The organism is Sulfitobacter sp. D7, from assembly GCF_003611275.1.
GTDB lineage: Bacteria > Pseudomonadota > Alphaproteobacteria > Rhodobacterales > Rhodobacteraceae > Sulfitobacter > Sulfitobacter profundi.
Genome location: NZ_CP020694.1, coordinates 2,415,896 through 2,439,101, shown reverse-complemented (window position 1 = coordinate 2,439,101; position 23,206 = coordinate 2,415,896). Strand labels below are relative to the sequence as shown.

Annotated in this window: 22 protein-coding genes and 1 tRNA gene; 6 read left to right on the top strand and 17 right to left on the bottom strand. The window is 57.4% G+C overall.

From position 1 onward, the window contains the following. Positions 1–320 precede the first annotated feature (320 nt). Entirely contained in the window at positions 321–584 is a 264-nt protein-coding gene (locus B5M07_RS11765) for an ATP-binding protein (RefSeq protein ID WP_302649201.1), read from the bottom strand. A gap of 120 nt (positions 585–704) precedes the next feature. Here B5M07_RS11765 and B5M07_RS11760 point away from each other — a divergent pair. After that, a protein-coding gene (locus B5M07_RS11760) for an IS3 family transposase (protein ID WP_120351444.1) occupies positions 705–1,834 on the top strand; the annotation gives its coding sequence in 2 pieces (ribosomal slippage) (positions 705–939 and positions 939–1,834; 1,131 coding nt in all). A gap of 164 nt (positions 1,835–1,998) precedes the next feature. On the opposite strand, the gene B5M07_RS11755 is transcribed toward B5M07_RS11760, so the two are convergent. The 10 genes from B5M07_RS11755 to B5M07_RS11710 all read right to left on the bottom strand — a co-directional run bounded on the left by B5M07_RS11755 (position 1,999) and on the right by B5M07_RS11710 (position 11,412). After that, entirely contained in the window at positions 1,999–2,445 is a 447-nt protein-coding gene (locus B5M07_RS11755) for an ion channel (protein ID WP_120351443.1), read from the bottom strand. 73 nt (positions 2,446–2,518) lie between these two features. Then, positions 2,519–3,928 carry an NADH-quinone oxidoreductase subunit N gene (locus B5M07_RS11750; protein WP_120351442.1) on the bottom strand — a complete coding sequence of 470 codons (1,410 nt, stop codon included), beginning with the start codon at positions 3,926–3,928 and terminating at the stop codon, positions 2,519–2,521. 3 nt (positions 3,929–3,931) lie between these two features. Continuing rightward, the gene (locus tag B5M07_RS11745; RefSeq protein ID WP_120351441.1) at positions 3,932–5,419 is read right to left on the bottom strand and encodes a complex I subunit 4 family protein; all 1,488 of its coding nucleotides are present in this window, start codon (positions 5,417–5,419) and stop codon (positions 3,932–3,934) included. Between the two features lies 1 nt (position 5,420). Further along, entirely contained in the window at positions 5,421–7,331 is a 1,911-nt protein-coding gene (locus B5M07_RS11740) for an NADH-quinone oxidoreductase subunit 5 family protein (protein WP_254693917.1), read from the bottom strand. Further along, entirely contained in the window at positions 7,328–7,633 is a 306-nt protein-coding gene (nuoK, locus tag B5M07_RS11735; RefSeq protein WP_120351440.1) for an NADH-quinone oxidoreductase subunit NuoK, read from the bottom strand. The genes B5M07_RS11740 and nuoK overlap by 4 nt, the downstream gene beginning before the upstream one ends. A gap of 1 nt (position 7,634) precedes the next feature. Continuing rightward, entirely contained in the window at positions 7,635–8,474 is an 840-nt protein-coding gene (locus tag B5M07_RS11730) for an NADH-quinone oxidoreductase subunit J family protein (protein ID WP_120351439.1), read from the bottom strand. Next, positions 8,471–9,385 (bottom strand): NADH-quinone oxidoreductase subunit H, encoded by a 915-nt coding sequence (locus B5M07_RS11725; RefSeq protein ID WP_120351438.1) that lies wholly within the window; start codon positions 9,383–9,385, stop codon positions 8,471–8,473. Before B5M07_RS11725 ends, B5M07_RS11730 begins: the two co-directional genes overlap by 4 nt. Next, on the bottom strand, positions 9,382–10,404 hold the full coding sequence (locus tag B5M07_RS11720; protein WP_162931850.1) for a hypothetical protein: 1,023 nt from the start codon (positions 10,402–10,404) through the stop codon (positions 9,382–9,384). Before B5M07_RS11720 ends, B5M07_RS11725 begins: the two co-directional genes overlap by 4 nt. Then, entirely contained in the window at positions 10,401–10,742 is a 342-nt protein-coding gene (locus tag B5M07_RS11715; protein WP_120351436.1) for an NADH-quinone oxidoreductase subunit A, read from the bottom strand. Before B5M07_RS11715 ends, B5M07_RS11720 begins: the two co-directional genes overlap by 4 nt. Positions 10,743–10,905: 163 nt before the next feature. After that, a complete protein-coding gene (locus B5M07_RS11710; protein ID WP_120351435.1) occupies positions 10,906–11,412 on the bottom strand; it encodes a DUF305 domain-containing protein in 507 nt (168 codons plus the stop codon). Positions 11,413–11,898: 486 nt separating this feature from the next. On the opposite strand from B5M07_RS11710, the gene B5M07_RS11705 reads away from it, so the two are divergent. The 4 genes from B5M07_RS11705 (at position 11,899) to B5M07_RS11690 (ending at position 15,861) form a co-directional block, all read left to right on the top strand. After that, positions 11,899–13,094, top strand: a protein-coding gene (locus tag B5M07_RS11705) for an IS3 family transposase (RefSeq protein WP_441351389.1) whose coding sequence is annotated in 2 segments (ribosomal slippage) — positions 11,899–12,151 and positions 12,151–13,094 — 1,197 coding nt in all. Because the reading frame shifts where the segments join, the coding sequence is not laid out codon by codon here. A 101-nt stretch (positions 13,095–13,195) separates the two neighbouring features. Then, the gene (locus tag B5M07_RS11700) at positions 13,196–13,822 is read left to right on the top strand and encodes a hypothetical protein (RefSeq protein WP_162931849.1); all 627 of its coding nucleotides are present in this window, start codon (positions 13,196–13,198) and stop codon (positions 13,820–13,822) included. Between the two features lie 426 nt (positions 13,823–14,248). Further along, complete coding sequence (locus tag B5M07_RS11695; protein WP_120351433.1) at positions 14,249–14,638, top strand: terminase small subunit; 390 nt, start codon at positions 14,249–14,251, stop codon at positions 14,636–14,638. Positions 14,639–14,946: 308 nt separating this feature from the next. Further along, positions 14,947–15,861 carry a NotI family restriction endonuclease gene (locus B5M07_RS11690; protein WP_120351432.1) on the top strand — a complete coding sequence of 305 codons (915 nt, stop codon included), beginning with the start codon at positions 14,947–14,949 and terminating at the stop codon, positions 15,859–15,861. On the opposite strand, the gene B5M07_RS11685 is transcribed toward B5M07_RS11690, so the two are convergent. The 6 genes from B5M07_RS11685 to B5M07_RS11660 form a co-directional block, all read right to left on the bottom strand. Then, positions 15,813–17,009 carry a DNA cytosine methyltransferase gene (locus B5M07_RS11685; protein WP_162931848.1) on the bottom strand — a complete coding sequence of 399 codons (1,197 nt, stop codon included), beginning with the start codon at positions 17,007–17,009 and terminating at the stop codon, positions 15,813–15,815. The genes B5M07_RS11690 and B5M07_RS11685 overlap by 49 nt on opposite strands. A gap of 339 nt (positions 17,010–17,348) precedes the next feature. Further along, positions 17,349–17,423: transfer RNA gene (locus B5M07_RS11680), tRNA-Glu, on the bottom strand. Positions 17,424–17,540: 117 nt separating this feature from the next. Beyond that, positions 17,541–19,280 carry a single-stranded-DNA-specific exonuclease RecJ gene (gene recJ / locus B5M07_RS11675; RefSeq protein WP_120351430.1) on the bottom strand — a complete coding sequence of 580 codons (1,740 nt, stop codon included), beginning with the start codon at positions 19,278–19,280 and terminating at the stop codon, positions 17,541–17,543. 52 nt (positions 19,281–19,332) lie between these two features. After that, a complete protein-coding gene (gene glpX / locus B5M07_RS11670) occupies positions 19,333–20,295 on the bottom strand; it encodes a class II fructose-bisphosphatase (RefSeq protein WP_120351429.1) in 963 nt (320 codons plus the stop codon). A 474-nt stretch (positions 20,296–20,769) separates the two neighbouring features. After that, a complete protein-coding gene (locus B5M07_RS11665) occupies positions 20,770–22,056 on the bottom strand; it encodes a homoserine dehydrogenase (protein ID WP_120351428.1) in 1,287 nt (428 codons plus the stop codon). A gap of 116 nt (positions 22,057–22,172) precedes the next feature. Continuing rightward, a complete protein-coding gene (locus tag B5M07_RS11660; protein WP_205570861.1) occupies positions 22,173–22,541 on the bottom strand; it encodes a hypothetical protein in 369 nt (122 codons plus the stop codon). Positions 22,542–22,616: 75 nt separating this feature from the next. Here B5M07_RS11660 and B5M07_RS11655 point away from each other — a divergent pair, with 75 nt between their 5' ends. Continuing rightward, a complete protein-coding gene (locus B5M07_RS11655) occupies positions 22,617–23,201 on the top strand; it encodes a TetR/AcrR family transcriptional regulator (protein ID WP_120351427.1) in 585 nt (194 codons plus the stop codon). Positions 23,202–23,206: the final 5 nt, after the last annotated feature.

Genomic DNA, 23,206 nt, shown 5'->3' with positions numbered 1-23,206 from the left:
CTTCTGCCCGCACGATGGATGCGACTTGCCCCTTATGAAAGCCTGCCCTTTGGGACCTGATGGGAGTGCTCGAATGGGCCGAAATCTGAAGGCATTGCTATGTGCCCCGACCCGCGACGTTGAGGTGAAACTGCGCCTTATGGCTGCATTTAATAGTAAAGCGAGGAACGACCGCAATGGTTGATACAAGGCTTTCAACGGTGAGTGAAAAGCCCGCATTTATGATCGCTCTGGGCTGGTATGCGAACCTTGTGTCAACGCCGTTTGAACTTTCCCCAAAAGTGCCGAAGTAAAATTCCCCACTTGCTTGATTCCGGTGATCAGCCGGCACAGTGATCAGCGGCTCCATTCCTTACTATTGGCGGCCGTCCGCGGCGCTTTGGCGGCGGTGGCGGAGCGATTGGAGCGTTGGCTCGGACACGCTCGGGGATAAGGTTGGCATGGCCACGCAGACGGTAGCTGGCGCCCTCGATCTTGATAACGACAGCGTGATGCAGGAGTTGGTCGAGCAGTGTGGTCGCGACGACTGGATCGCCGACGATTTCGCCCCATTCCGCGAACCTGCGGTTCGAAGTGAGGATCATGGCGCCCTTTTCGTAGCGAGCGTTGACGAGCTGGAAGAACAAGTTAGCGCCACCGATTGGACCTGTCGCGTATTTGTGCCGCTCCTTTGATAGCATTTACTGCAACAAAGGAGACTGACTATGGGATTGAAACGGACGGACGAATTTCGCCAAGATGCGGTGCGGATCGCGCTGACCAGCGGGCTAACGCGTAAGCAGGTGGCGGATGATCTTGGCGTCGGTATGTCGACGCTTAACAAATGGATCACCGCGCACAGAGACACAGACGTGGTGTCGAAAGAAGATTTGAGCCTTGCTCAAGAGAATGACCGGCTTCGGCGTGAGAACCGCATTCTCAAGGAGGAGCGGGACATCCTAAAAAAAGCAACGCAGTTCTTCGCGAGCCAAAAGCCGTGAGGTTTAGGTTCGTGGAAGAACACCGGGATGCGTTTCCGGCAGCGCGCCTGTGTCAGGTTATGGATGTCAGCATGCGCGGTTTGCGGGCTTTCCGCAGTCGGCCAGCCAGCCGCAGACAGCGGTCTGATCTGGTGACGCTGGCACATATCAAAGAACAGTCCCGTCTCAGCCTGGGCAGCTACGGCAGGCCGCGGATGACGGAAGAGCTTAAGGAGATCGGCTTGGATGTCGGGCACCGCCGTGTTGGCAGATTGATGCGTCAGAACGGCATATCTGTTGTGAGAACACGCAAACATAAGGTGACGACCGACAGCGATCACAAGTTCAACATTGCGCCCAACCTATTGGATCGGAACTTTACGGCGGATCAACCAAACCAGAAATGGGCCGGTGACATCAGCTATGTCTGGACGCGCGAGGGCTGGTTGTATCTGGCCGTGATCTTGGATCTGCATTCCCGACGCGTCATCGGCTGGGCTGTGAGTAACCGCATGAAGCGTGACCTCGCGATCCGGGCGTTGAAGATGGCCATCGCGTTCCGGCAACCACCCAAAGGCTGCATTCATCACACGGATCGTGGGTCGCAATATTGTTCACACGACTACCAGAAACTCCTGCGCCAGCACGGGTTCAAGGTATCGATGAGCGGCAAGGGCAATTGCTATGACAACGCGGCGGTCGAGACGTTCTTCAAGACCATCAAAGCAGAGCTGATCTGGCGGCATCCTTGGGAGACAAGGCGCAAGGCTGAGATGGCGATCTTTGAATACATAAACGGGTTCTACAATCCGCGCCGCCGCCACTCAGCATTGGGTTGGAAAAGCCCTGTCGCTTTCGAGCGAAAGGTGGCTTAAACGAGCACTCGGGGCGGCACAAATACGCGACAGGTCCAATCTGCTTAAGGACGCGATCGAGGCAATCTGACGCGCGGTGTCAAATTTGTGAGATACCCCCACGTTTGGACCATGATCCTTAGCGCAAAAGCACGAAATGCTTTGAGCTATTTTGCGGCAGGCTATTACGTTTTCGACAGCGGCGCCTTTCCACCCATGACTTGCAGCACGAAACTCCCTGACGCGGTAATCATCAGAAAGCCATGGAAAGCTTCAATGCCTGTTATGAAGCGCAGATGTCCTTCAGGGTTTAGGTCACCGCGTCCCAGGGTGGTGAAGTTGACCAGGGAGAAATAGAAGTAATCCATCAAAGAGAGGTCCTTAGACCCTGGGCCGGATGCTTCCAACGTACCGATTTGCACACCCTGCACCGCCCAAAGGAAGAAGAGCGTATAGATGAAAGCCTCAATTACATGAGCCGTCGTAATAGCGCCAACTGCCAGCCCCAAATTCTGACCATGCGCCTCTCGATTGCGCTGAGAAATGGTATCGGAAACCCATCTAAGGACGAAATAATGGACTGTCGTGCAAATACTCACGACCAGAACTGAAAGAAGCATTGCTTGGATCATAAGAAGGCAACCCGTATAGAGTTAATGTTGTTCCTTGCGCGGATGATTTACCGTAGGTTCTCGAATAATTCGATCAGGGTAAAAGCTGGCTGATTTGAAAGGCCGTTAATGTACTGCCTGCCAAGAGGGCTCCGCCGAGTAGGAGGACGCCCCCGATCAACACTGCCACCCCACTTGAGCGATCAAGTACAGCGATCTCCTCAGGCGGCGCGTTGAAATATGCGCGGCCCATTACCCGCGCATAGTAGAACAGCGACGCAACGGTATTGGCAGCTGCAACCACCGCGAGCCAAGTATAGCCTCCGTCTACCGTGGTCATGAACAGCGCCAGTTTACCCAGAAATCCGACTGTTGGCGGAATGCCCACCAAAGAGAGGAAGGAGACCACCAGTACCGTCGCCACGAGCGGGCGCCGCTTGGCCAAGCCGTCGTAGTCGGCGATAGCCGTGCGCCCGCGTAGGTATGCCACGACCGCAAAGGCTGCGAGATTGCCTATCGCATAGCTGGCTATGAAGGCCAGCAGGGCGCTCAGCGCATCTGGACTAAGCCCCAGAACGGTGACGGCCATCAATACGTAGCCTGCCTGTGCCACCGAGGACCAGCCGATTAGCCGACGGATATCATCCTGCCAAAACGCGGCCAGATTGCCCAAGGTCATTGTCGCTGCGGCTAAAATCGCGATCAGCGGGCGCAGGCCAAGAAATTCGGGGGGCACAAGCTGCACGAGGCGGGCCAATGCGATGGCCGCGCCGATCTTGGGCACGACCGTCAGGAATGCGGCTGATGGGACCGGTGCGCCTTCGGCCACATCGGGCAACCATGCATGCGCGGGTATTGCACCCAGTTTGAACGCGACACCGGTTAGGGTTAGCGCAAATCCGACGAAGAGCAGCGGGGAAAGCCCAGTACCGAGCCTTAATGAAGCGGCAATATCTGCGTATCCGGTGTTCCCCAAGAGTCCCAGCATTAAGGTGACCCCGGTAATCAGCAATGCGTTTGCCAGTGCTCCCATGAGGAAATATTTCATGCCAGCTTCGATGGACAGCGCCCAGTCGCGGTGCCACGCGGCCAGCGTGTAGCCGGTGACTGAAGACAGCAGCACCGCGATAGTGAGTTGCAACAGGTCTCCGGCACCGGCCATTGCCATAGCCCCAAGCGCACCAAGCAGGAGGATCGTGTAATATTCTCCATGGCGTGGATCGGTGCGGAACCAGCCCGGTGCCAGCAGAATACAAAAGGCCGTGCCCAGCAGGATCATCAGTCGCGCCCAAAGGCTCGCTCCGTCCAGCGCCCAAGTTCCTGAAAAGGTGAACCGGGTTTCCCCCAATTGCCCCAGAACCAAAACAATGGCGACGGCAATGCCTGCGAGGGCGATGAATGCCGATCCGGCCTGCATTCGTCGGGGCGCAAAGGCCGCAAACAGCAGCGCCAACACTGCCGCCATGATGATCGCGATCTCAGGGGATACGTCGCCGATTGGCACCGGTCAGCTCCCTATTATGGCAGAGGAGGCGCTGCCGATCAGATCAAGCAACCAGCGCGGATAGATGCCGATCAGAATGACCAGCGCCAAGATCGCTGCAAGAATGCTGCCTTCACGTAAGCTGACATCGGCAAACCCCTCGCGCGCTTTTGGCAGGTCACCAAAGAACACTTGTTGCAGCAACCGCAGAAAGAGTGCGGCAGTAATGAGAATGCCCAGCAGACCAATCGCAGCGATCACCGGAAAGACGGCAAAGGTGCCGACAAAGATCTGCACTTCCGCCACAAAACCGGCCAACCCCGGCAACCCGAGGCTGGCAAAAGCCGCAATCACGGCAGCGGTTGTCAGGCGAGGAGCCACTTTGGCCAGCCCGCCGTAAGCATCCATGTCATAGGTCCCACTGCGCGCCCAGAAGCCACCGGCAATCAAGAAGAGCGCGCCGGTGATTAACCCGTGCGCGACCATTTCGACCACCGCACCGGTCAAAGCCATTTCGCGCGCGCCTTCTGCGCCGTTCAACAAGGCTCCTGCAGCGGCGATGCCCAAGACGGTATAGCCCATATGATTGACCGACGTGTAGGCGATGCGCCGTTTTAGGTCGGTCTGCCCCAAGGCGACGATGGCTCCCCATAGGATAGAAGCGAGTGCCACAATCGCCAGTGGCAATGCATAGTCGGCGAAGGTTTCGCGCATCATCTGAAAGGGGATCCGGACGAGCCCATAGGTCCCCATCTTCAGCAAGACGCCAGCGAGGATGGCCGACACCGGCCCCGGTGCCATGACGTGCGCAGGTGGCAACCATGTGTGAACCGGAAACAGCGGGGCTTTGACGGCAAACCCCAGCACAAAGCCCAAAAGGATCAAACCACCCCGCAAATCCATCCCTGCCAATGGCTGCGCAGCAATCAAAGCGCGCATGTCAAACGTGATTGGGTCAACTGTCAGCACCAGCCCGATAATCGCCAGCAAAATCGCGAGGGACCCCGCCAACGTGTAGATAAAGAACTTGAGCGCCGCACCTTGGGCGTCACCATGGCCCCACCGTCCAATTAGGAAGAACATCCCGACGAGGCTGAGATCAAAGAAGACATAGAAGATCAGCAAATCGAGGACCATGAACAGGCCCAGCGACACCGACTCCAGAAACAGAAACCATGCATAGTAGGCGCGGGGACGTTCAGGGTTCTCCATCGGCCATGCGATGCAAGCGATAAAGAGGACGCCGCTCATCAACGAGAGCGCCAATGACATGCCATCCACGCCCACGCGCCAGAAGACACCGAGCGCGGGTATCCAAGGGGCCTCCGCATAGGCCTGAAAGGCAGGGGCCGCTGAGCTTGTGTCAAACTGGTACCAGACGATTAGAAGCAGCAAGAACGACAATGTCGAGGTTGCGACCGCGATGATGCGGGCAGCGGCGTGGCCGAGACTGGGCAGAACGGTCAGAGCCAGGGCGCCCAGCATCGGGATTAGGATGGTGAGTGTCAGCATGTCATGCTCCTGCAGCGAGAATGGCGATCACGGCGATGACGCCGCCAATAATGTAAGCGTAATAGTGGTACGATAGCCCGGTTTGCAGGCGGCGAATGTCGCGGCCTAACATACCGGTCAGGCGCGCACTGCCTTCGGGTATGCCATCAGAGATCGTCTCCCCGAAACGGTCGCTGACCTGAGCAAGCCAGTCGCCAAATGCAGCAGTGTTCCGAATACCCTGATCAACAACACGGTTGTCCACTTCCGCGATAAAAGCCGCCCCTTTGCGGCCCATGAAAGCGACCCCACGAGGCCCCGCGTCAATGAGAGTGTCGTCAATCCAAGCCGTTGTACGGGCAAGCGCATCTAAGGGTCGCACAACGGCGATGGTGATCAACTTGGGCAGCCCGAGCCAATCTGAGGCGGCAGCAGTGGCACCGCTTGTTCCGAGCGTAGGGTGCCGCCGCACCAGATAGACGCCGCCCAAGACACCGGCGGCGACAAAGGCCAGCGAAAGGCCAAGCATCAAAGGGCTGCCTTTGGGGAGCGTCATGTCCAATAGGGCGGCAAGTGCCTCAGCCAGGGGCGGATACCACAGAAGGCTTGTTGTTAGCGTTAATGCAGCGAGGATACCCAGTCCGATGGTTTCCATCATGCCAGGCACTTCGATTGACCGCTCGTCATCGCCGCGCCAGCTAAATGCCAACAACAAGAAGCGCGTCGTATAGGCCGCGCTCAGTGCGCCGCCGAGCATCACTGCGATTGGCAGCCAATACCCAGTATGTTCAACCGCTTTAATGATCTCTTCTTTACTCCAACCACCTCCCGCAGGCGGCATCCCGGCAAGTCCGACTGCTGCTATAGCTGTAAGCCCCCCGACGATTGGCAGCGATTGGCCCAGCATCATTTTATCCAGGCGGTAGCTCCCCGCAGCATCGCCTGCGAGGCCCGCCGAAAGGAAAAGCGGCGCTTTGAATGTGGCGTGGACAATCAAGTGCAGCACCGCGATCCCAGGATACCCCGCGCCGACTGCGACGAACATAAATCCGAGTTGGGCCGAAGTGGACGCTGCAAGCAGCCGTTTGGCGTGGTTCTGCAAAACCCCGGTGACGCCACCCGCCAGAGCAGTGATCACCCCTATCAAGATCGCCGCGACGCTAAACCCGGGAGCGATGGACAAGGATGGCTCAAGACGCGCGATGATATAGGCACCGGCTGCCACCAGCGTCGCCGCATGGAGAAGCGCCGAGACCGAACTGGGGCCAGCCATCGCCCGAAACAGCCAGGGCGAGAAGGGAACCTGTCCGGCTTTCGAGGCCGCCGAAAGAAGGATTCCAAAGGCTACGATCCACTGAAACGTGCCTTCGAGCGTTGCGATACCGGCATAATCGAAAGACCCCGTGGCGGAGTAGAGCGCCATCGCAGCAGCAAAAAGTCCAAGGTCACCGAACCGCGTCATCACGAAAGCATAAAGGCCCGAACGCGGATTTTCGATGTCGCGCCACTTGTGCGAGATCAGCGCCCAGGAACAGGCGCCAATTAGCTCCCAGCCGATAAGCAGCGTCAAAAGATCATCGGCGACGACAACCAATTCCATACCGCCTGTGAACAGGATCATGATGCCAATTAGCCGCCCCAGCCCACGCGCTTGTTCATGCTGTGTGGCGTGAAGGACAACAGCAAGTGCTATGGCGGGAACCATGAGAGCAACCGCCGCTGAGATCGGCGTGAGAGAGGCGGTAAGCCGGAGTGCATCCGACCAGATCAAGTACGCGGTCCAATCTTTTGTGACGGCAGCTAACGCCAAGACGAAAGTCCCGCCAAGCACGGCCACTGCCAACCCTCCAAGCCAGCCGCGCGACCGATCACCCATCACCGCGATTAACACGCCTGACAAAATCGGTAGAAGGGGGAGTAGCCAAAGCGTCATTCTTTCAGCGTCCCGAGCGCTTCAATCACATCCGCTTGGCGTTTGCGATAGACGGCAACAACCAAGGCAAAGCCGATTGCCAGTTCGACTGCCATCACCGCCATGATCAGGATCGCAAGCAATTGTCCCTCAGGCGCCCCTTCAAGGGTAAAGGCCCAAAACCCCACAGCCGCGAGTAGGGTGCCATTTAGCATCAGCTCCAAGCCCATCATCAGCATTACAAAGGATTTCTGTGATAACGCACCGAACAGACCGATGCCAAAGAGCGCCGACGCGACAATCAATATGGCCGTTAACGACATATCAATGCTCCTTCTTCGGCTTGGTGCCGTGGCCTTCATGCGGGTCCGGTGCTGGCTCTTGTTTGGGCTTCTTTGGATCGGCGCCTTCTGGGTTAGCGCCGGTTGTGTGTCCTCCGTGACCCGTATGCTCTGCTGACAACGCCGGGTCGTCGTCGGCCATCTCGTGACCCATATGGCCAGTGCCTTGGTCGCCGTCCTTCTTGTCAGTCATCTTGTCATGACCACCATGACCACCATGCCCTCCGTGGCCACCGTGCCCTCCGTGGCCACCGCCTTCCTCCACCTTGCGCCCCGCAGGTGTTCCGCCCGGATGAAGCCCTGGGGGGATAGCACCCTCGTCCGACACTCCAAACCGGCCACGGCGGCTCGATAAGATGACAGCGCCGAGCATGGTCGCCAATAGCGTCACCCCGGCGGTCTCGAATATCAGCATCGAGCTGCCCAGCAGGTTGATGCCCAGATCACGCATGGTATCCCGACCCGCAGGCAGGGGATTATGCGGTAGGTCAGTTGTGAGCACCGCGACTGTGAGGCCGATAAAAGCTACAATGCCCGCTCCTATCGACAGGCGGTATTGATGCACCATCTGCATCGGGTTCAGGCCTGCCGGGTTCATCATGAACATCACCATGAAAAGACCCATGACCATCATCTCGACCGCCATCATAAAGACCGTGGCGACGCCGATGTAATCGGCAGACATCAATAGCGCGATGGCACCGACACAGATGAACGAGACCATCAGCGCGAATGTTGCACGGATCATCGAGTCGACCCGAAAAACCCGCCAACCGCTCCAGATGGCGATCGCCGAGAGGAAATAGAAAGCAATATCCGTCATGCCAGCGCCACCAGTCCGGCCAGCAACAAGTCCAAGAAGGCAATTGGCAGCAGGACCTTCCAGATCAGCCCGAGCATCCGTGCTACGGGCATACGCGCCAGCAGATGAGACAGGGCGATAATGACAGCCATGATGGTTAGTGTTTTGAACGCGAGCCAGACAACTCCCGGAAGGACCGGGCCGAGATAGCCGCCCAGAAATGCCGAGGCGGCCACTGCAGAAAAGCCGACCAACATGGACAATCTTGCCACCTGCCAACCGGACCGATTAGCGCCTGAATCCTCAATCGACGTGCCGCCTGCAAGGTCAGCACTGTCGGCGTAGTCGAGTGGTCCGCGCAGCGTAAGTGACAATCCCAACAGTATGAAGAGGGGCAGCCCAAGCGGTTGGCGGATCACGTTCCATATGTCCTCTTGCGACGTCACGATAGCGCGTAGATCAAGCGACTCTGCAGGCAGTGCGGCGGCGATCAGGACAAACATGCTAAGCAGCATGATCGGCAGCCCAATAGCCACATAGCGATAGGCCCCGATCAGGGCGAGCGGGGAATTGGGTGCCCAGCCGTGCAAAAACACAAGCACAACCACGAGGGACTCGCACGCCCCCCACAGCACCACACTGGTTTCGAGGCCAATCACTACAGACTGTGGCCCGAGCGGTACGACAGCGAGACCAATCGCACCGAGCGTCAGAAAACCCGAGATGGACAGGAACCAGTTCATTCTGTCTGGCGCCTCGGTCGAAATGCGTTGCCGAGACACTTCCGCCGCAGCGGTATAGAGCGGCGTTAGCAAACTGCCCCCAGTTCGTCCGGCCAGCCATCGGTAGAAAAACGTGTCCAGAACCGCAGCGATAAGCATGCCGACGATCATGAATACGAGCATTATCATCAGGGTGAGGGCGACGCTCATGACATGTGCCCTGCATGGACGCCGTGATCCATTCCGCCCGCCATTGTATCGGGCTCGGGATCAGAGGTATTGGCGCAAATGGCGCGCAGCGATGCGTTGTCAAAGCTGTTCAAAACCAGCATGGCTTCGTGCCATTCCAGACCGATCAATAGATCATCAAGGCCTATTTGCTGGACGTGCAGGTTGAAAATGGGTTCTGAGGTGCCGGTCAGCAGGTCAAAGCGCGTGCGTACGTCCGATCCGTCATGAGTGCGGCCCAACCCTTCGGGGATTGCTGCCCGCGCGCCCGATAAGCGGATCAGCCGTTTGACGGTCGCATTGCCGATGTTGGTGGCGCGTAACATCCGTTCGGCCAGTGCGGGCAGTCCCAGAAGATTGAGTAGAACCCAACCGCGTTGTTCTTGGGTTTCGAACGGCGGATGCGCAACCGCAACGTTCTGTATCGTGTCGCCTTGGAGAGTGAGGGTCAGGACGAGCCCGGCCGGGAGCATGGGCAGAAAAGGACCGAAATCTGCGGTGTAGGCATCAAGCTCCAGCCCATCCCGCAGATCGGCGGCTGTCATCGCCATCGGCCTTCCATAAGGGGTGCCGCCCATCATGCCTTTGCCGCCTTGACCATGTGGCCCGATCCCGCGCCACTCGTTTGGCGGGGCATCTGACAAAAAGTCGGGCTCGGACTTGAGACTGCCAACCAGCAGATCTCTGTGAATTGCCCTCAACAAAACGCTGATGTTCGCTATTTCTTCTATTCTCGTCGCGCCTGGCAACTCATTGCGAGAATGCCAGAGAGCGCTGGCGCGGGGGTGCGGCAACTGGTCATGCAGGCGGTGCAGTTGAGGTAGAAGAGCCTCTGGAACCGTGCCTACAACGAACAAGATCGCTGCGGCTCGCGGCGTCTCAACAACGCGCAATCCGGGGGCTTTAGCCAGCACGCTCGCGGCATCTGCAGGGACACCCTCGCCAAAGGCTACAAACATCGGCACTTCGGCCAGCCCTGCCATTTTTGCAAGCCAGCTCATTCCCACCGAAAAATACCCTCCCGCCAGCCATAGACGATCCCGACCGATAGAATGACCAAGAACATACCCATCTCTGCCAGCGCCTTGGGGCCTTCCTCTACGAAAACTACGGCCCAAGGATACATGAACATCATTTCCATCTCGAACGCGACGAACAGCAGCGTCATAGTGTAGTACCGGATGTGGAAACGTTGCCATGCATGGGTCTCAGGATCACTGCCCCCGAGTATAGGGCGCTTCTGAGGATAGGTGCTTGGACCTGCAGCACCTGCGCGCAATGCTGCGGTGAACAGCATTGAGAATGCAAAGATCAAAATGATGGCGATCAATGTCGTCATGAATTTTGGTATCCCTTATGCCCAAGCAAGGTTACCTATCGGCGCGAACTTTGAAAGCCTTCCTCCTGCTGGAGCCTTGCACTTTTTCTGAGGCCTGCGCGTCAAGTGGCTGTGACATCATACAGTAGACCAGATCACAGGAAGGCTATCTTGCTGGCAAAATTCAGCCCTTTTCACCGTACCAGCTTTGGCGCAAGTCGATCATTTTGCCGATCTCTTGGGCCTGAGCATCGATAATGCTCCTCGAAAGCTTCTTGATGTCGCTGTTGGAACTCTGTTTCAGAGCGACCGCCGCCATTTCAATTGCAGAGGCATGGTGCGGCAGTTGTGAATCGATGAATGCTTTGTCGAAGGGTGCCTTTTTTGCGAGTTCTTCTGGGCTGTCCATCCCGAGCATGCTGCGCTCATGGGGATGGGTTTCCGTCGCGACTTCATCAGGGCCATCAAGGTCTTCGATTATGCCATCAAGCGTTTCGATTTCTTTCTTCTGATCTTCGATCATGGTCTTTGCGAACTGGACGAGTTCGTTGTGCTCGCCTTTTTCCACCGCAACCTCGGCCATTGATACCGCCATCGCATGATGGGCGGACATCATATTGACGAACCGTAGATCGGAATATTCTCCATTGTGAACCAAATTTGCGGTCGCTTGGCGCTGTGAAGTCATCATCGTTCTCCTTTGGTTAGTATTGGAAACGCGGAATAGCCGCTATGGTTCCGGTCGGATAAGTTGCGCCACGGGAAAAGGCCTACCTTTCCACGTCAGCTGTTCGCTGAAGCATGTGCTTCTTAACCAAAGGTCTGAAAGCTAAGCACGGCGCACTGAGCTTGGCTGGAACATTTATCAGACAGTTTGAGTTTTGGGTAAAAGACGCCTTTGATTCCAATTAGCCGTGGTGATTCCAATTAGCCGTGGGCTCAGCCCGCCATTAGAGAACGGAGCACCCGATGCCAAACGAACCAGACTACGCCAAAGAAAAGCGCCCGCCGCACCGCAAGCGGCATAATGCACAAGACGACCACGAGGGAGCCGCACACAGGCCCGAAGAGTTCGATTCAAAGAATCCCAAGAAAGTCTGAGCTACCCCCGAACATCGGACACTGACGTAAGCTGCGATTTGTAGTTTGCTGATCTTCAACACGAAGGAGATCAGGAATGTCGAAACGGAAGCAACATCACCCAGAATTCAAAGCCAAGGTGGCGTTGGAAGCGCTGAAAGGCGAAGAGACTGTCAGCGAGCTGGCCAGTCGGTTTGGAGTTCACCCGACGATGATCCATCAATGGAAACGTGCATTGCTTGAGGGCGCATCTGGTGTGTTCGAGCGAGGTAGCCGGAAGGCACCGGAAGTCGATGAAGAGCAGGTCAAAGGCCTGCATGCCAAGATTGGGGAGTTGGCCGTCGCCAACGATTTTTTGGCCAGAAAGCTCAAACCCTGGACCGGCAAGTGAGGTGCAAGATGATTGAGCCGAACATTCCGGGTCTGTCCGTCGGCAAGCAATGTTCCCTGCTGTCGATCTCGCGGTCGTCATTTTACTATGAACCCAAGGGTGAGAGCGAGATGAACCTCGATCTGATGCGCGTCATCGATAAGCAGTTCTTGGAAACCCCGTTTTACGGTGTGCGCCAAATGACGTGGCACCTGCGCAATGAACAGCATCTGGTGAACGAAAAGCGCATCCGACGCCTTATGCGGTTGATGGGTCTCATGCCGATCTACCAGAAACCCAACACGAGCAAGGCGGCGAAGGGTCACAAGATTTACCCCTACCTGCTGCGGGGGCTACGCGTGGATCGGCCAAATCAAGTTTGGTGCGCCGACATCACATATCTACCGATGCGGCGCGGCTTCCTTTATCTGGTGGCCATCATGGATTGGCACACGCGCAAGGTTCTGGCGTGGCGCATCTCGAACACGTTGGAGGCTGGCTTCTGCGTTGATGCGCTGAATGAGGCGATCCACAAGTTCGGCCCGCCAGACATAATGAACACGGACCAGGGCAGCCAGTTCACGTCTTTCGCTTGGACGAACAGGTTGCGGAGCGCAAACGTGCGCATCTCAATGGACGGCAAGGGCCGCTTCCTCCCCTCTCGGGACATCGCTGCGCGATACCCTGCCGGGCAAGGGATCAATATCTTTGTCGAACGGCTGTGGCGGTCACTGAAGTATGAATGCGTCTACCTGCATGCCTGGGAAACCGGGTCAGAGGCCCGAGATGGCGTCAGAAAATGGATCGAGTTCTACAACCACAAGCGCCCGCATTCTGCCCTTGGCGGCAAACCACCTGCTGTGGTCTATTGGCAGAGAATTGAAACAACCAACCACGATCAGCAAGTGCAAAGAGTAGCTTAAACTACGCCAGATCCTGTCCAACAAATGGGGAGTAGCTCACAGAGCTCAAGGTTTTTGGGCAGCGACTAAAAAGGTCACAAAAATTAGAGAGGTGTAGGGTCATGTCAGGCGATGAAGATGACTATGCAAAATTGATGAATGACCTTGATGCAGAAGCGAGTGACGCTGGGAGCGGTTACGGCGCTGAAACCGGCAACAGATCACGTAAGAGCCGTTCTCGGAGCAACAGAAAGAATAGAACCAAAGCAAAAGGCGCCGGTGAAAGCGACGGACCGTCAATTGTCTTAATGCTAATTGCTCTCGTGTTATTCGCCGCCGCGCTTCAAAACTGGTATTTCACCCTTCCCATAGGAATTTTCTGCGCCTACTTTTTTGGGTATCGCGCAGCTGTTGTGGGCGTAATTTTGGCCACGATCACAGTACTTCTTATTCAGGTCGAAACACGTGAGGCCCTTGAAGCCAGGAATGCCTTGCGAAAGGAGTGCGTAACTAAACTTGTGAGCGATACCGCCACAATCCAATACGGTAAACCTGTTGAGGAACTCAACATTATTGACCGGTTGCGGGTTAACCGTGCGATCAAGAAAGGTAGCTTGACCCTCATCAAAACATACGAAGAAGGGGGTATTCGAGCCGTGGAGGTTTTCATTACCGAGGAAGAGTTTGTTGCCGAGCACTCAATTCAGAAATTCATTGACCAGATGAAAGATTGCACGGGGGAAAATTGACACATTCCAACAAGCTTTTGTGACTTGGCGAACACTAGCTCTGCTTTAACCTCCAAGGGCCGGGCAGCTTCCGCATCTGGCATTTAAGCCAACAACGCGTTGGATTAAAAAAAAATTACAAGCGCGCATGACATAATAAATGGCCTCTGCCCACGTCGGGGGCCGGAGTATATATAGCCAGACCAGCTGCCAATTCTAAGTAATAAAGGATTACATAGTCATGTTCCTGGTTCCACCCTCCGCCGAATAGCAGCCCTTATCGTAGACCAAAAAGGTTGGCGGCGCGGAAAATCTGGTTCCCATTTATTTGGGGTCAATTTGGCTTAAAAAGGGAAGTCTCTTCTCGTCCGTACCAATCCATCGCTGGCTTGCAAAACTCCGTGGGTACGGCCATAATGGGCTAGGCTCTAAGGCGCACTTAATGTCATGGAAAGTAATAGAAATACCCCGGATGGGCGGCAGCTCGGGCGACCCCGGAAAATAGCTAATTCCGAGCTGCTCTTACAACAGTTCGTTGCCTATGCGCAGCATGTCGAAGAGAGCCCATTTTATATAGATAAGATATTTAGAACTAAGAACGGTTTTGTACGTACAAAACTACGAAAGTCTCGTCCGATGACGATCTCCGGCCTGTGCTTGTACCTCGGAATTTCAACACAGGCATGGCAACACTGGCGAAGAAATCGAAAAGACCTTCAAATTGCAGTCGAGTTCATCAGTGAAGCCATTTTTGTACATAAATACGAAGGCGCAGCAGCCGGAATCTTTAAAGCTAACATCATCAGTCGAGAGCTCGGTTCACAAGATCAGTTTTGAATGTCCCAGATTTCGGAATTTGAACATGTTTAGGCAGCCAGACACATAAAGGCTAGCGCGCTCAGGAAGCGATAACCTATACCATGTGGTTTCCATCGCCAAACTCGCAGGTGGAGCACCCCTGAAAATGATGCTTAGACCCTCCGCTGCGAAGGCATTTGCTTGCCTGTGCTTCCATAAGCTGCCGAGAAAATCTGTTTGAATCCGCTATGACGTCGGGGACCCACAATCTGTGAACTTGAACTTAAGAAGCTGATGAGTCATGTAATTATGATGTGAAGTATAATTTCTTCAAGGATTTAGACAAAATGCTGAAAAACGGCCCTCTAGAGCTTTTTGGAGCCTCTACGCTAACGCCCTGTGATGCGACGAAGGAACCTTGGCAAAGCTTGAGGGCGGAGACGGTATCTGCGCCCCACAAAAATATTGTGTGTCCTTTTAAACAGGGGTTAGCTGGTATGTACCAACATACTCCTACTGGCACAAACTGTGACAAAATACGGAAGGCCAAGCCAAATCCGTTAATAGGAAACTGCACTGTTCGCAAAACGAAGGCCGATGGGAGCGTCCAGAACTGGATGGTTTGTCCCAGCCGTTTCCTTCAAGATGCTGTGATCTTGGAAGACTGCAAGCGGTTTCTGACATCTGGTCACTCCTACCGAGCAGTAAGGGAGTTATCAATCACATCTGAAGGTTCGTTGGATTTCGGGCTTACTGCGCTGGACCAGAGCGGAGAGGTAATAGACTTTGTGGGTATCGAAGTTCAGGCCTGTGGAACGGGCGGAAGTGGGTCGATCTGGGATGCCAGAAATGATTACCTTAACGGTGCAATTAAAAGCAGCTACGCCTTCTCGCTTAATGAGAAAGACGCTTCAAAGAAGATTTTGGTGCAGCTCCTACATAAAGCCCGCCAGGTTGCTCGTTGGCGGAAAAATACGGTATTGATAGTCCAAGACCACTTTCTGGAGCATCTACGGAAATCTTATAATGTGGATGCTCATTTTCACCAGCAGGACCCTTCGGACTTCATTCATATTCACGCCTACAGGCACATTACCTCTGGTATGGGTTTTAAGATCGAGCTTGCCGAGGCTATTTCCACCGACATGGTGGGGCTCTCGATGGCGTTAATTAGTAACCCCGGCATAAAGCTGCATAATTATGACAAGCTATCTCAAGCGATCAGTGCGCGCTTCGCAGATGGAAAGTTTTCCAAAATTTGAGAATTACTATCGATTGCAGCAACGATCTTCTGTCCGACAGCTTTGGCGACTAGCGGGCTGACAGAGTTGCCGACCTGACGAAATCCATGCCATTTTGTAGAGTGGAATTCGAACCAATCGGGGAAACCCTGAAGCCTTGCACCCTCGCGCACTGAGATGCAGCGTAGCTCTTCGGGGTGTACTGGGCGCGGCGAGGAATACGATCCTCGGGATGATGGGGTTCCAGCTCGCAATGTGTTTGCCACATCATTCCAGTCCAATTTAAACAAGCGACTTACCGGCACTGTTTCGCCTGGCGAGGTTTCTCTAAATCTCTGTCTTAATACTTCGCCATGGACGATGCGTTTGCAGTTGGTGCAGGTGGTGGGGTCCCAATTCCGGTTCGGATTCCCAAAAAATGATCTATAGCTTCCTACCCCACGCATCATACGAGCGTAATCTGAGGTTGGGTGCTTATCGTAGGGAGTCTTATGGCCCTCAATGAGATAATCATGCTTTTCGATGTCCGGCAGGTCGGAAATTGCCTCCTGAACGGAAACGAATTTCTCCCTACCTTCTGGAATATTGATTAGCCCTTTCCGTTTCCGAGGCGACCAGTGGGTGGGCGTCGGGACATCCAGATGAGAGTAAATGTCTTTTCGCGTGCCTAGAAGGAACACCCGACGGCGCTCCTGTGGAACTCCAAATTCAGTCGCATTGAGTATTTTCGGATCCGCAATATTATACCCGTCAGCCTCCAGCTGGGAAATGAGTGTTTGCACCCACTTACCTTTTTCGGCTGAAAGCATTCCGGGAACATTTTCCATCACGAAGTATTTTGGCCGTAATATGTTTACATAGCGCCGAAATTCAAAAATTAGCTTACTTCGGTCATCGTCAGGATCACGTAGGCCAATTAGGCTAAAGCCTTGGCAAGGCGGGCCACCGGCGACGACATCCACACCATCCGGGGCTAAATGTTCGATCTCCGTGTCGGAAAAGTCAGCGACGCTTTTTTGGATAAACTGAACATCGGGGAAGTTGTTGGGAAATACTTCGGCGCAACTTTTTTCGATATCAATTGCGTGAGTTGTGTGAATGCCCGCTGCTTGGAAGCCGAGCGTGAGCCCCCCCACCCCAGCGAATAGGTCTATTGATGTCGGTTTCATAGTGAGCACTACCCGTGGTGATTTTTATCAGCATATAGTCTGCCCGCTAAATGGCAATGCCATCGGTAGACTTACCCAGACATTTTTGGCGTTTAAACTTAGATGGAATCTGGGATGGGGCAATGCCACCATTCATAGGAGTGGCCGCCCCGTGCTGCATTCGCTCGTCCGCAGCTCATTCTCGTCGGGCATTCAGCCTTAAGCTATCAATTGATAGTCGGGGCAAAAGGTCGTCGCCGCGTGCTACTGCAACAAGATCCACCAAAGGCAAATATTATGGCAGCTAGAACTTTCAGTCGAATAATAAATCGCGCTTATTCAGTAGTTTGCATGAAGAAGTGGCAGCCCGTAGGGGAATCGAACCCCTCTTTCCAGGTTGAAAACCTGGCGTCCTAACCGATAGACGAACGGGCCACTCTTTGTCAGGTCAGTGCAGCGTTTCGTGTGTTGCTGCTCTGTCTGTGAGCGGACGTTTAAGTAATCCGGCGGGGGGCTGCAAGCAGAAAAATGAACTTTTTCTAGAAAAAGTTTTCAGGCCTGCGCGGCGTCCTCCAAACGCAGTTGAACTGTGCGCCGACCGCGGAAATTATTGATGTCGAGACGCCCGGCAAGGTGGAAGCGCGCGCCGCCGTGGTTTTCAAGCGCGGGGCCGAGGGGGCCGTCGTAGGCGCCGAACGCAATCGCTTCGAGGTTCGCGCCCAGACCGTCGCCAAAGCTAACCTTGAGGTGGTTCTCGCCTACGCGTTTGGCAAAGCGGATTTGCATATCGGCGAAGGCATAGCGCGGGGCAGGGGCGCCCGCGCCGAAGGGGCCGGCCTGGTCGACCATCTCGGCCAGTTCTACCGTGGCCGCGCCGGGCATCATCATGCCGCAGAGGTTCAGATCAGCGGGGCCAGCCAGATGCGCGCCCTGTTTGGTGAGCAATTCGCCAAGCCGTTCCATTGCCGCGTCGATCTTGTCTTCGGCCACCGTCAGACCCGCCGCCATCTTGTGGCCGCCGCCCTTGATCAGCAGCCCTTCGGCAGCAAGGCGCTGGATCGGCGCGCCAAGGTCGATGCCACTGATCGAGCGGCCTGAGCCTTTGCCGATGCCGTCTTCGACGCCGATGACGATGGAGGGGCGGTTGGCGGCTTCTTTGAGGCGCGAGGCGACGATCCCCACCACGCCGGGGTGCCAGCCGGGGCCAGCGGCCCATGCCAGCGGCCCGTCAAAGCCGCGCTCTTCGGCCTGTGCCATGGCGCTGGCGCGCACGGCGGCTTCGACCTCGCGGCGGTCGGTGTTGAGCTGGTCCAGTCGCTCGGCCAAGGCCGCGGCCTCATGCGGGTCGGCGGTGGCCAAAAGCCGCGCGCCAAGGTCGGCCTGCCCGATGCGCCCGCCCGCGTTAATGCGGGGGCCAAGCAGAAAACCGAGGTGATAGGCCGTGGGGGCCGTGTCCATCCGCGCCACATCGGCAAGGGCGGCCAGACCGGGGCGCGCGCGGCGGGCCATGACTTTCAGACCCTGACGCACAAAGGCGCGGTTGACGCCGATCAGCGGGGCCACATCGGCCACGGTGGCCAGCCCAACGAGGTCTAGCATCCCCATGAGGTCCGGCCCCTTCTGGCCCGCTTCACGCAGCTGGCGGCCTGCTTCGACGAGCATCAGAAACACCACCGCAGCGGCGCAGAGATGCGCCAGCGTGCCGTCCTCGTCCTGTCTGTTGGGGTTCACCACAGCGAGCGCATCCGGCAGCGTCTCTCCGCCCAAGTGGTGATCGAGCACGATGACATCCGCGCCCTTGGCAGCGGCGATGGGGCCATGAGACAGCGTGCCGCAGTCGACGCAAACGATCAGGTCATGGTCGGCGGCGAGTGCCGACATGGCCTCGTCATTGGGGCCATAGCCTTCGTCGATACGGTCAGGGATATAGAGCGTCGCGCGGTGGCCCATGTCGCGCAGCCAGACGAGCAACAGCGCAGCGGAAGAGCCGCCATCCACGTCATAGTCAGCGAAAATCGCGATGCGTTCACGTTTTTGGAGGGCCGAGAGAAACCGCGTTGCCGCTGCCTCCATATCGCGCAAGCTGCGTGGGTCGGGCAGCAGGTCGCGCAGGGCGGGGGCGAGAAAGCCCGCCGCCTCGGTGTCGACCACGCCGCGCCGGGCCAGCACTTGGCACACCGGGTCGGGCAGGCCCGCGCGCTGCACCAGCAGTTCCGCCGCGCGGGTCAGTTCCACGTCAGGGCCGATCCAGCGCCGCCCGCTCAAAGATGTTTCGACACCGAGAAAGCTCATGCGGACCTCATTTGGCCGTTATGGAAGGGGGTGGTAAGGGCCGATCTGGCCCTCACTCTGCCGGGGTGCGGTAGTTGATCCGGCGGACCGACCCGGTGCGCGAGCGCATGATCAGCGTCTCGGTGGTCAGCCAGCCCGGCTCGCGTTTCACGCCCGGAAGGATGTTGCCGCCGGTGACGCCCGTGGCGGCAAAGATCACGTCTTGGGTGACCATCTCGTCGCGCGAATAGATGCGGTCAAATTCGGTGATCCCGGCCTTGGTGGCACGGCCTTTTTCGTCGTCGTTGCGGAACAGCAGGCGGCCATACATCTGCCCGCCCATGCATTTCAGTGCGGCAGCGGCCAGCACGCCTTCGGGCGCGCCACCTTGGCCCATATACATGTCGATGCCGGTCTCGGGGTCGGCGCAGTGCATCACACCCGCCACATCGCCGTCGGTGATGAGGCGGATGGCAGCACCGGTGGCGCGAACCTCGGCGATCATATCCGCATGGCGGGGGCGTTCGAGGATGCAAACGGTGATGTCCGAAGCCGCACAGCCTTTGGCGCGGGCCAGCGCTTCTACGCGCTCACCGGGGGTCATGTCGAGGGTGACGACATCGGTCTCGAAACCCGGACCGATGGCGAGTTTGTCCATATAGGTGTCGGGCGCGTGCAGCATGGAGCCGCGCGGGCCCATGGCGATCACGGTGAGCGCGTTGGGCATGTCTTTGGCGGTCAGCGTGGTGCCTTCCAGCGGGTCAAGCGCGATGTCCACGCCGGGGCCTTTGCCGGTGCCGACCTCTTCGCCGATATAAAGCATGGGGGCTTCGTCACGCTCGCCTTCGCCGATGACCACGACGCCCGCGATGTCGAGCATGTTGAGCTGTTCGCGCATGGCGTTGACGGCAGCTTGATCGGCGGCTTTCTCGTCACCCTTGCCGATCAGCTTGGCCGAGGCCAATGCGGCGGCTTCGGAAACACGGGCGAGGCCCAGTGAGAGCATGCGGTCTTGGAATTCGGCAGAAGCGGTCATGAGGTGTCCTTGGGTGCAATGTGTTTTCTGTCCTGTACCCTCGCGCGGGCCTCGGGGCAAGTTTTGGGTTGGGCGCAGGTAGCACTTGGCCGGGAATCAAGCCGCAGGCGCCGGGCCGTCACGCCAAAGGCGTGCCGTATTATAAGGGCGCACCTTTGGTGCGACCGGGTGGGCGATTTGATGAGGTTGGGTGCACCCTCGCGGAGCGCACATCACGGCTGCGCCATAAAGTGGCATGTCGCTGCCTTCAGTTTGCCGATCCGCTGGCAAACGCCGGAGCTTGGCTACAAATGCCACCTAAGCCCGGAATCAAGCCGCAGGCGCCGGGCCATCGCCTGCCCGCCCAGACGGGTAGGCGATTTGGTGGGGCTGGGTGCTACTTTGCGAAGGTACATCTTGGCTGCACCATAAAGTGGCAATATTCGCGGTCAGATCGCCGACCCGCGGGCAGGCGATGGCCCTCAACGCAAACCTTCAGACCTCTTCGATCCGCAACGCGACCGGCTCACCCGCCAGCACGCCGGTCTTGTCCATATTCGCCAGCGCCTCAACCAGCGCATTGCGGCTGGTCTTATGGGTCACAATCAGAACCGGTGCAGAAGTGTCGGAATGTTCATACTGGCGCATCCGGTAGATGCTCACGCCCGCTTCACCCAACACCGTGGCGATTTTCGCCAGTGCACCGGGTTTGTCGACCAGCGCCATGCGCAGATAGTAAGGGGCCGGGCGCTGGCTGCTGGCGGGGGTGGTTTGCTCTAACGTCTCGGCTGGCTGGCCAAAGACGGGCCCGCGCAACCCGCGCGCAATATCACAGACATCGGCCATCACCGCGCTCGCCGTCGGACCTTCGCCCGCGCCGGCACCGCGCAGCACGATCTGCCCCACCGCGTCGCCTTCGATCACCACCATGTTGGTGCCGCCGTCCAGCTGTCCCAAAGGCGAGGTCTGCGGCACGAGGCAGGGCATCATCCGCTGCTCCAGTCCGCGTCCGGTTTTCTGGGTCACGCCCAGCAGTTTGATCTTATAGCCCATGTCGGCGGCGGCGCGGATGTCTTCGATGGCGACCCGCTCGATCCCCTCAAGCTGTATGCCGTCAAAGTCGATTTTGGTGCCAAATGCGATCGATGACAGAATCGCCAGCTTATGCGCCGCGTCAATGCCGCCCACGTCCAGCTGCGGATCGGCTTCGAGATAGCCCAGCCCATCAGCCTCGGCGAAAATCTCTTGATAGGTTTTGCCAGAATCTTCCATCCGGGTGAGGATGTAATTGCACGAGCCGTTCATCACCCCCATGATCCGGGTGATCTCATTGCCAGCAAGCCCTTCCATCAGCGTCTTGATGACCGGGATGCCGCCCGCCACGGCGGCCTCATAGCGCAGCGCCACGCCTGCGCCTTCGGCCTGTTCGGCTAGCGCTTGGCCGTGCATCGCCAGCATCGCCTTGTTCGCGGTGACCACATGTTTGCCCGCCGCCAGTGCGGCTTCGGTCGCGGCCTTGGCAGGGCCGTCTGCGCCGCCCATCAGTTCGACGAAAACATCGACATCATCGCGGGTCGCCAGTTTGACGGGATCGTCTTCCCAGTCATAAGACGCAAGCGACAGCCCGCGATCCTTGTTGCGGGTGCGGGCCGAGACCGCAGAAACCGTCATCGCGCAGCCGGTGCGGGCCTCTAGCAGGGCGGCCTGCTGGCGCAGAATGCGCAGCACACCTACGCCCACGGTTCCCAATCCGGCAATCCCGAGGCGAAGCGGCTTAGACATGGCGGTGGTCCTTCTGGTCTGATCCGAAAGGCCCGGCGGATGGGGCCGGGCATAGCCGCGATGTAGCGGGTTCGGCGCCTGCGTGCAACGCGCATACGCATCTCGGACATGCCTGTTTATTCAGCTTCTGCACTGGTTTCGGCGGCCTGACGTGCGCGCCGCAACTCAGCGGCCTTTGCCCGCAGACGCGCCACCCGCGTCGCGGTCGTGGCATTGGTGCTTGTCGTCCCGATCCGTCTGGCGCGGGCTTCAAGCTGTGCGGCACGCCCCGAAAGTTCGGCTTCGGTCCGAACGGGGTCGATGCGCCCGGCGGTGGCCTTGGCCAAAAGCGGGTCAATCGGCACCAGATCGGGGTAGGGCGCTGCCTCAAGCTCTGGGGTAATCGTGCGGTCGAGTTCGGGAAACTGCGTGCAGCCCGCAATCAGCGAGACGCCCAGAAACAGGGCGGTGATCGAATGGGGGCGGGGCGTGCGCATGAGGGTCATGCCTCGTTCTGCCCCAGCCGTGATCTTCGCGCAAGCGGGGTTTGCTTTTGAACGCTTGTTCATTAAATTGCCGCCATGGCAAGAACCACAGGCTCTCATTCAGATATCACCGGCCCGCGCGTGCGCGCAGCTGCACTGCGGCTTTTTGCACGGGGCGGCTATGCAGCCGTGTCGATGCGCGCGATTGCTGCTGAGGTCGGCGTTCAGGCCGGGGCGCTTTATAACTACACGCCCGATAAACAAAGCCTTCTGTTCGACCTGATGCGGGCGCATATGACCGACCTGCTGGCCGAAACGCCCAACAATGCAGACCGCTCTGCACTGCAGCAGTTGCAGGACTTCGTGGCCTTCCACATCCGCTTTCACGCGGATCGGCCTGATGAGGTTTTCATCGCTTATATGGAACTGCGCAATCTGACGGAGGAGAATTTCGCCGTGATCGAGCGTTTGCGCCGCGACTACGAAGACCGCCTCGAAGCGATCCTGCGAGCCGGAGTTGCCAACGGCGATTTCGCCGTCGCCGACACCAAGATCGTGACGCTGGCGATCATCGCGATGCTGACGGGCGTGAATACTTGGTACCGCGCGGGCGGGCGGCTGTCGCTGGACGAGGTTGTCGCGCAATATTGGGATATGGTGCGCAAGGCCGTGACCGCCTAAGCGGC

Bases quoted from the DNA above. Each gene is read 5' to 3' on its own strand.
- B5M07_RS11655 (WP_120351427.1), top strand. From the start codon at position 22,617: ATGGCAAGAACCACAGGCTCTCATTCAGATATCACCGGCCCGCGCGTG.
- nuoK (WP_120351440.1), bottom strand. From the start codon at position 7,633: ATGTCGTTAACGGCCATATTGATTGTCGCGTCGGCGCTCTTTGGCATC.
- B5M07_RS11755 (WP_120351443.1), bottom strand. From the start codon at position 2,445: ATGATCCAAGCAATGCTTCTTTCAGTTCTGGTCGTGAGTATTTGCACG.
- B5M07_RS11720 (WP_162931850.1), bottom strand. From the start codon at position 10,404: ATGAGCTGGCTTGCAAAAATGGCAGGGCTGGCCGAAGTGCCGATGTTT.
- glpX (WP_120351429.1), bottom strand. From the start codon at position 20,295: ATGACCGCTTCTGCCGAATTCCAAGACCGCATGCTCTCACTGGGCCTC.
- B5M07_RS11710 (WP_120351435.1), bottom strand. From the start codon at position 11,412: ATGATGACTTCACAGCGCCAAGCGACCGCAAATTTGGTTCACAATGGA.
- B5M07_RS11730 (WP_120351439.1), bottom strand. From the start codon at position 8,474: ATGACGGATATTGCTTTCTATTTCCTCTCGGCGATCGCCATCTGGAGC.
- B5M07_RS11725 (WP_120351438.1), bottom strand. From the start codon at position 9,385: ATGAGCGTCGCCCTCACCCTGATGATAATGCTCGTATTCATGATCGTC.
- B5M07_RS11685 (WP_162931848.1), bottom strand. From the start codon at position 17,009: ATGAAACCGACATCAATAGACCTATTCGCTGGGGTGGGGGGGCTCACG.
- B5M07_RS11715 (WP_120351436.1), bottom strand. From the start codon at position 10,742: ATGACGACATTGATCGCCATCATTTTGATCTTTGCATTCTCAATGCTG.
- recJ (WP_120351430.1), bottom strand. From the start codon at position 19,280: ATGAGCTTTCTCGGTGTCGAAACATCTTTGAGCGGGCGGCGCTGGATC.
- B5M07_RS11660 (WP_205570861.1), bottom strand. From the start codon at position 22,541: ATGACCCTCATGCGCACGCCCCGCCCCCATTCGATCACCGCCCTGTTT.
- B5M07_RS11740 (WP_254693917.1), bottom strand. From the start codon at position 7,331: ATGACGCTTTGGCTACTCCCCCTTCTACCGATTTTGTCAGGCGTGTTA.
- B5M07_RS11690 (WP_120351432.1), top strand. From the start codon at position 14,947: ATGCTGAAAAACGGCCCTCTAGAGCTTTTTGGAGCCTCTACGCTAACG.
- B5M07_RS11665 (WP_120351428.1), bottom strand. From the start codon at position 22,056: ATGTCTAAGCCGCTTCGCCTCGGGATTGCCGGATTGGGAACCGTGGGC.
- B5M07_RS11700 (WP_162931849.1), top strand. From the start codon at position 13,196: ATGTCAGGCGATGAAGATGACTATGCAAAATTGATGAATGACCTTGAT.
- B5M07_RS11695 (WP_120351433.1), top strand. From the start codon at position 14,249: ATGGAAAGTAATAGAAATACCCCGGATGGGCGGCAGCTCGGGCGACCC.
- B5M07_RS11765 (WP_302649201.1), bottom strand. From the start codon at position 584: ATGATCCTCACTTCGAACCGCAGGTTCGCGGAATGGGGCGAAATCGTC.
- B5M07_RS11745 (WP_120351441.1), bottom strand. From the start codon at position 5,419: ATGCTGACACTCACCATCCTAATCCCGATGCTGGGCGCCCTGGCTCTG.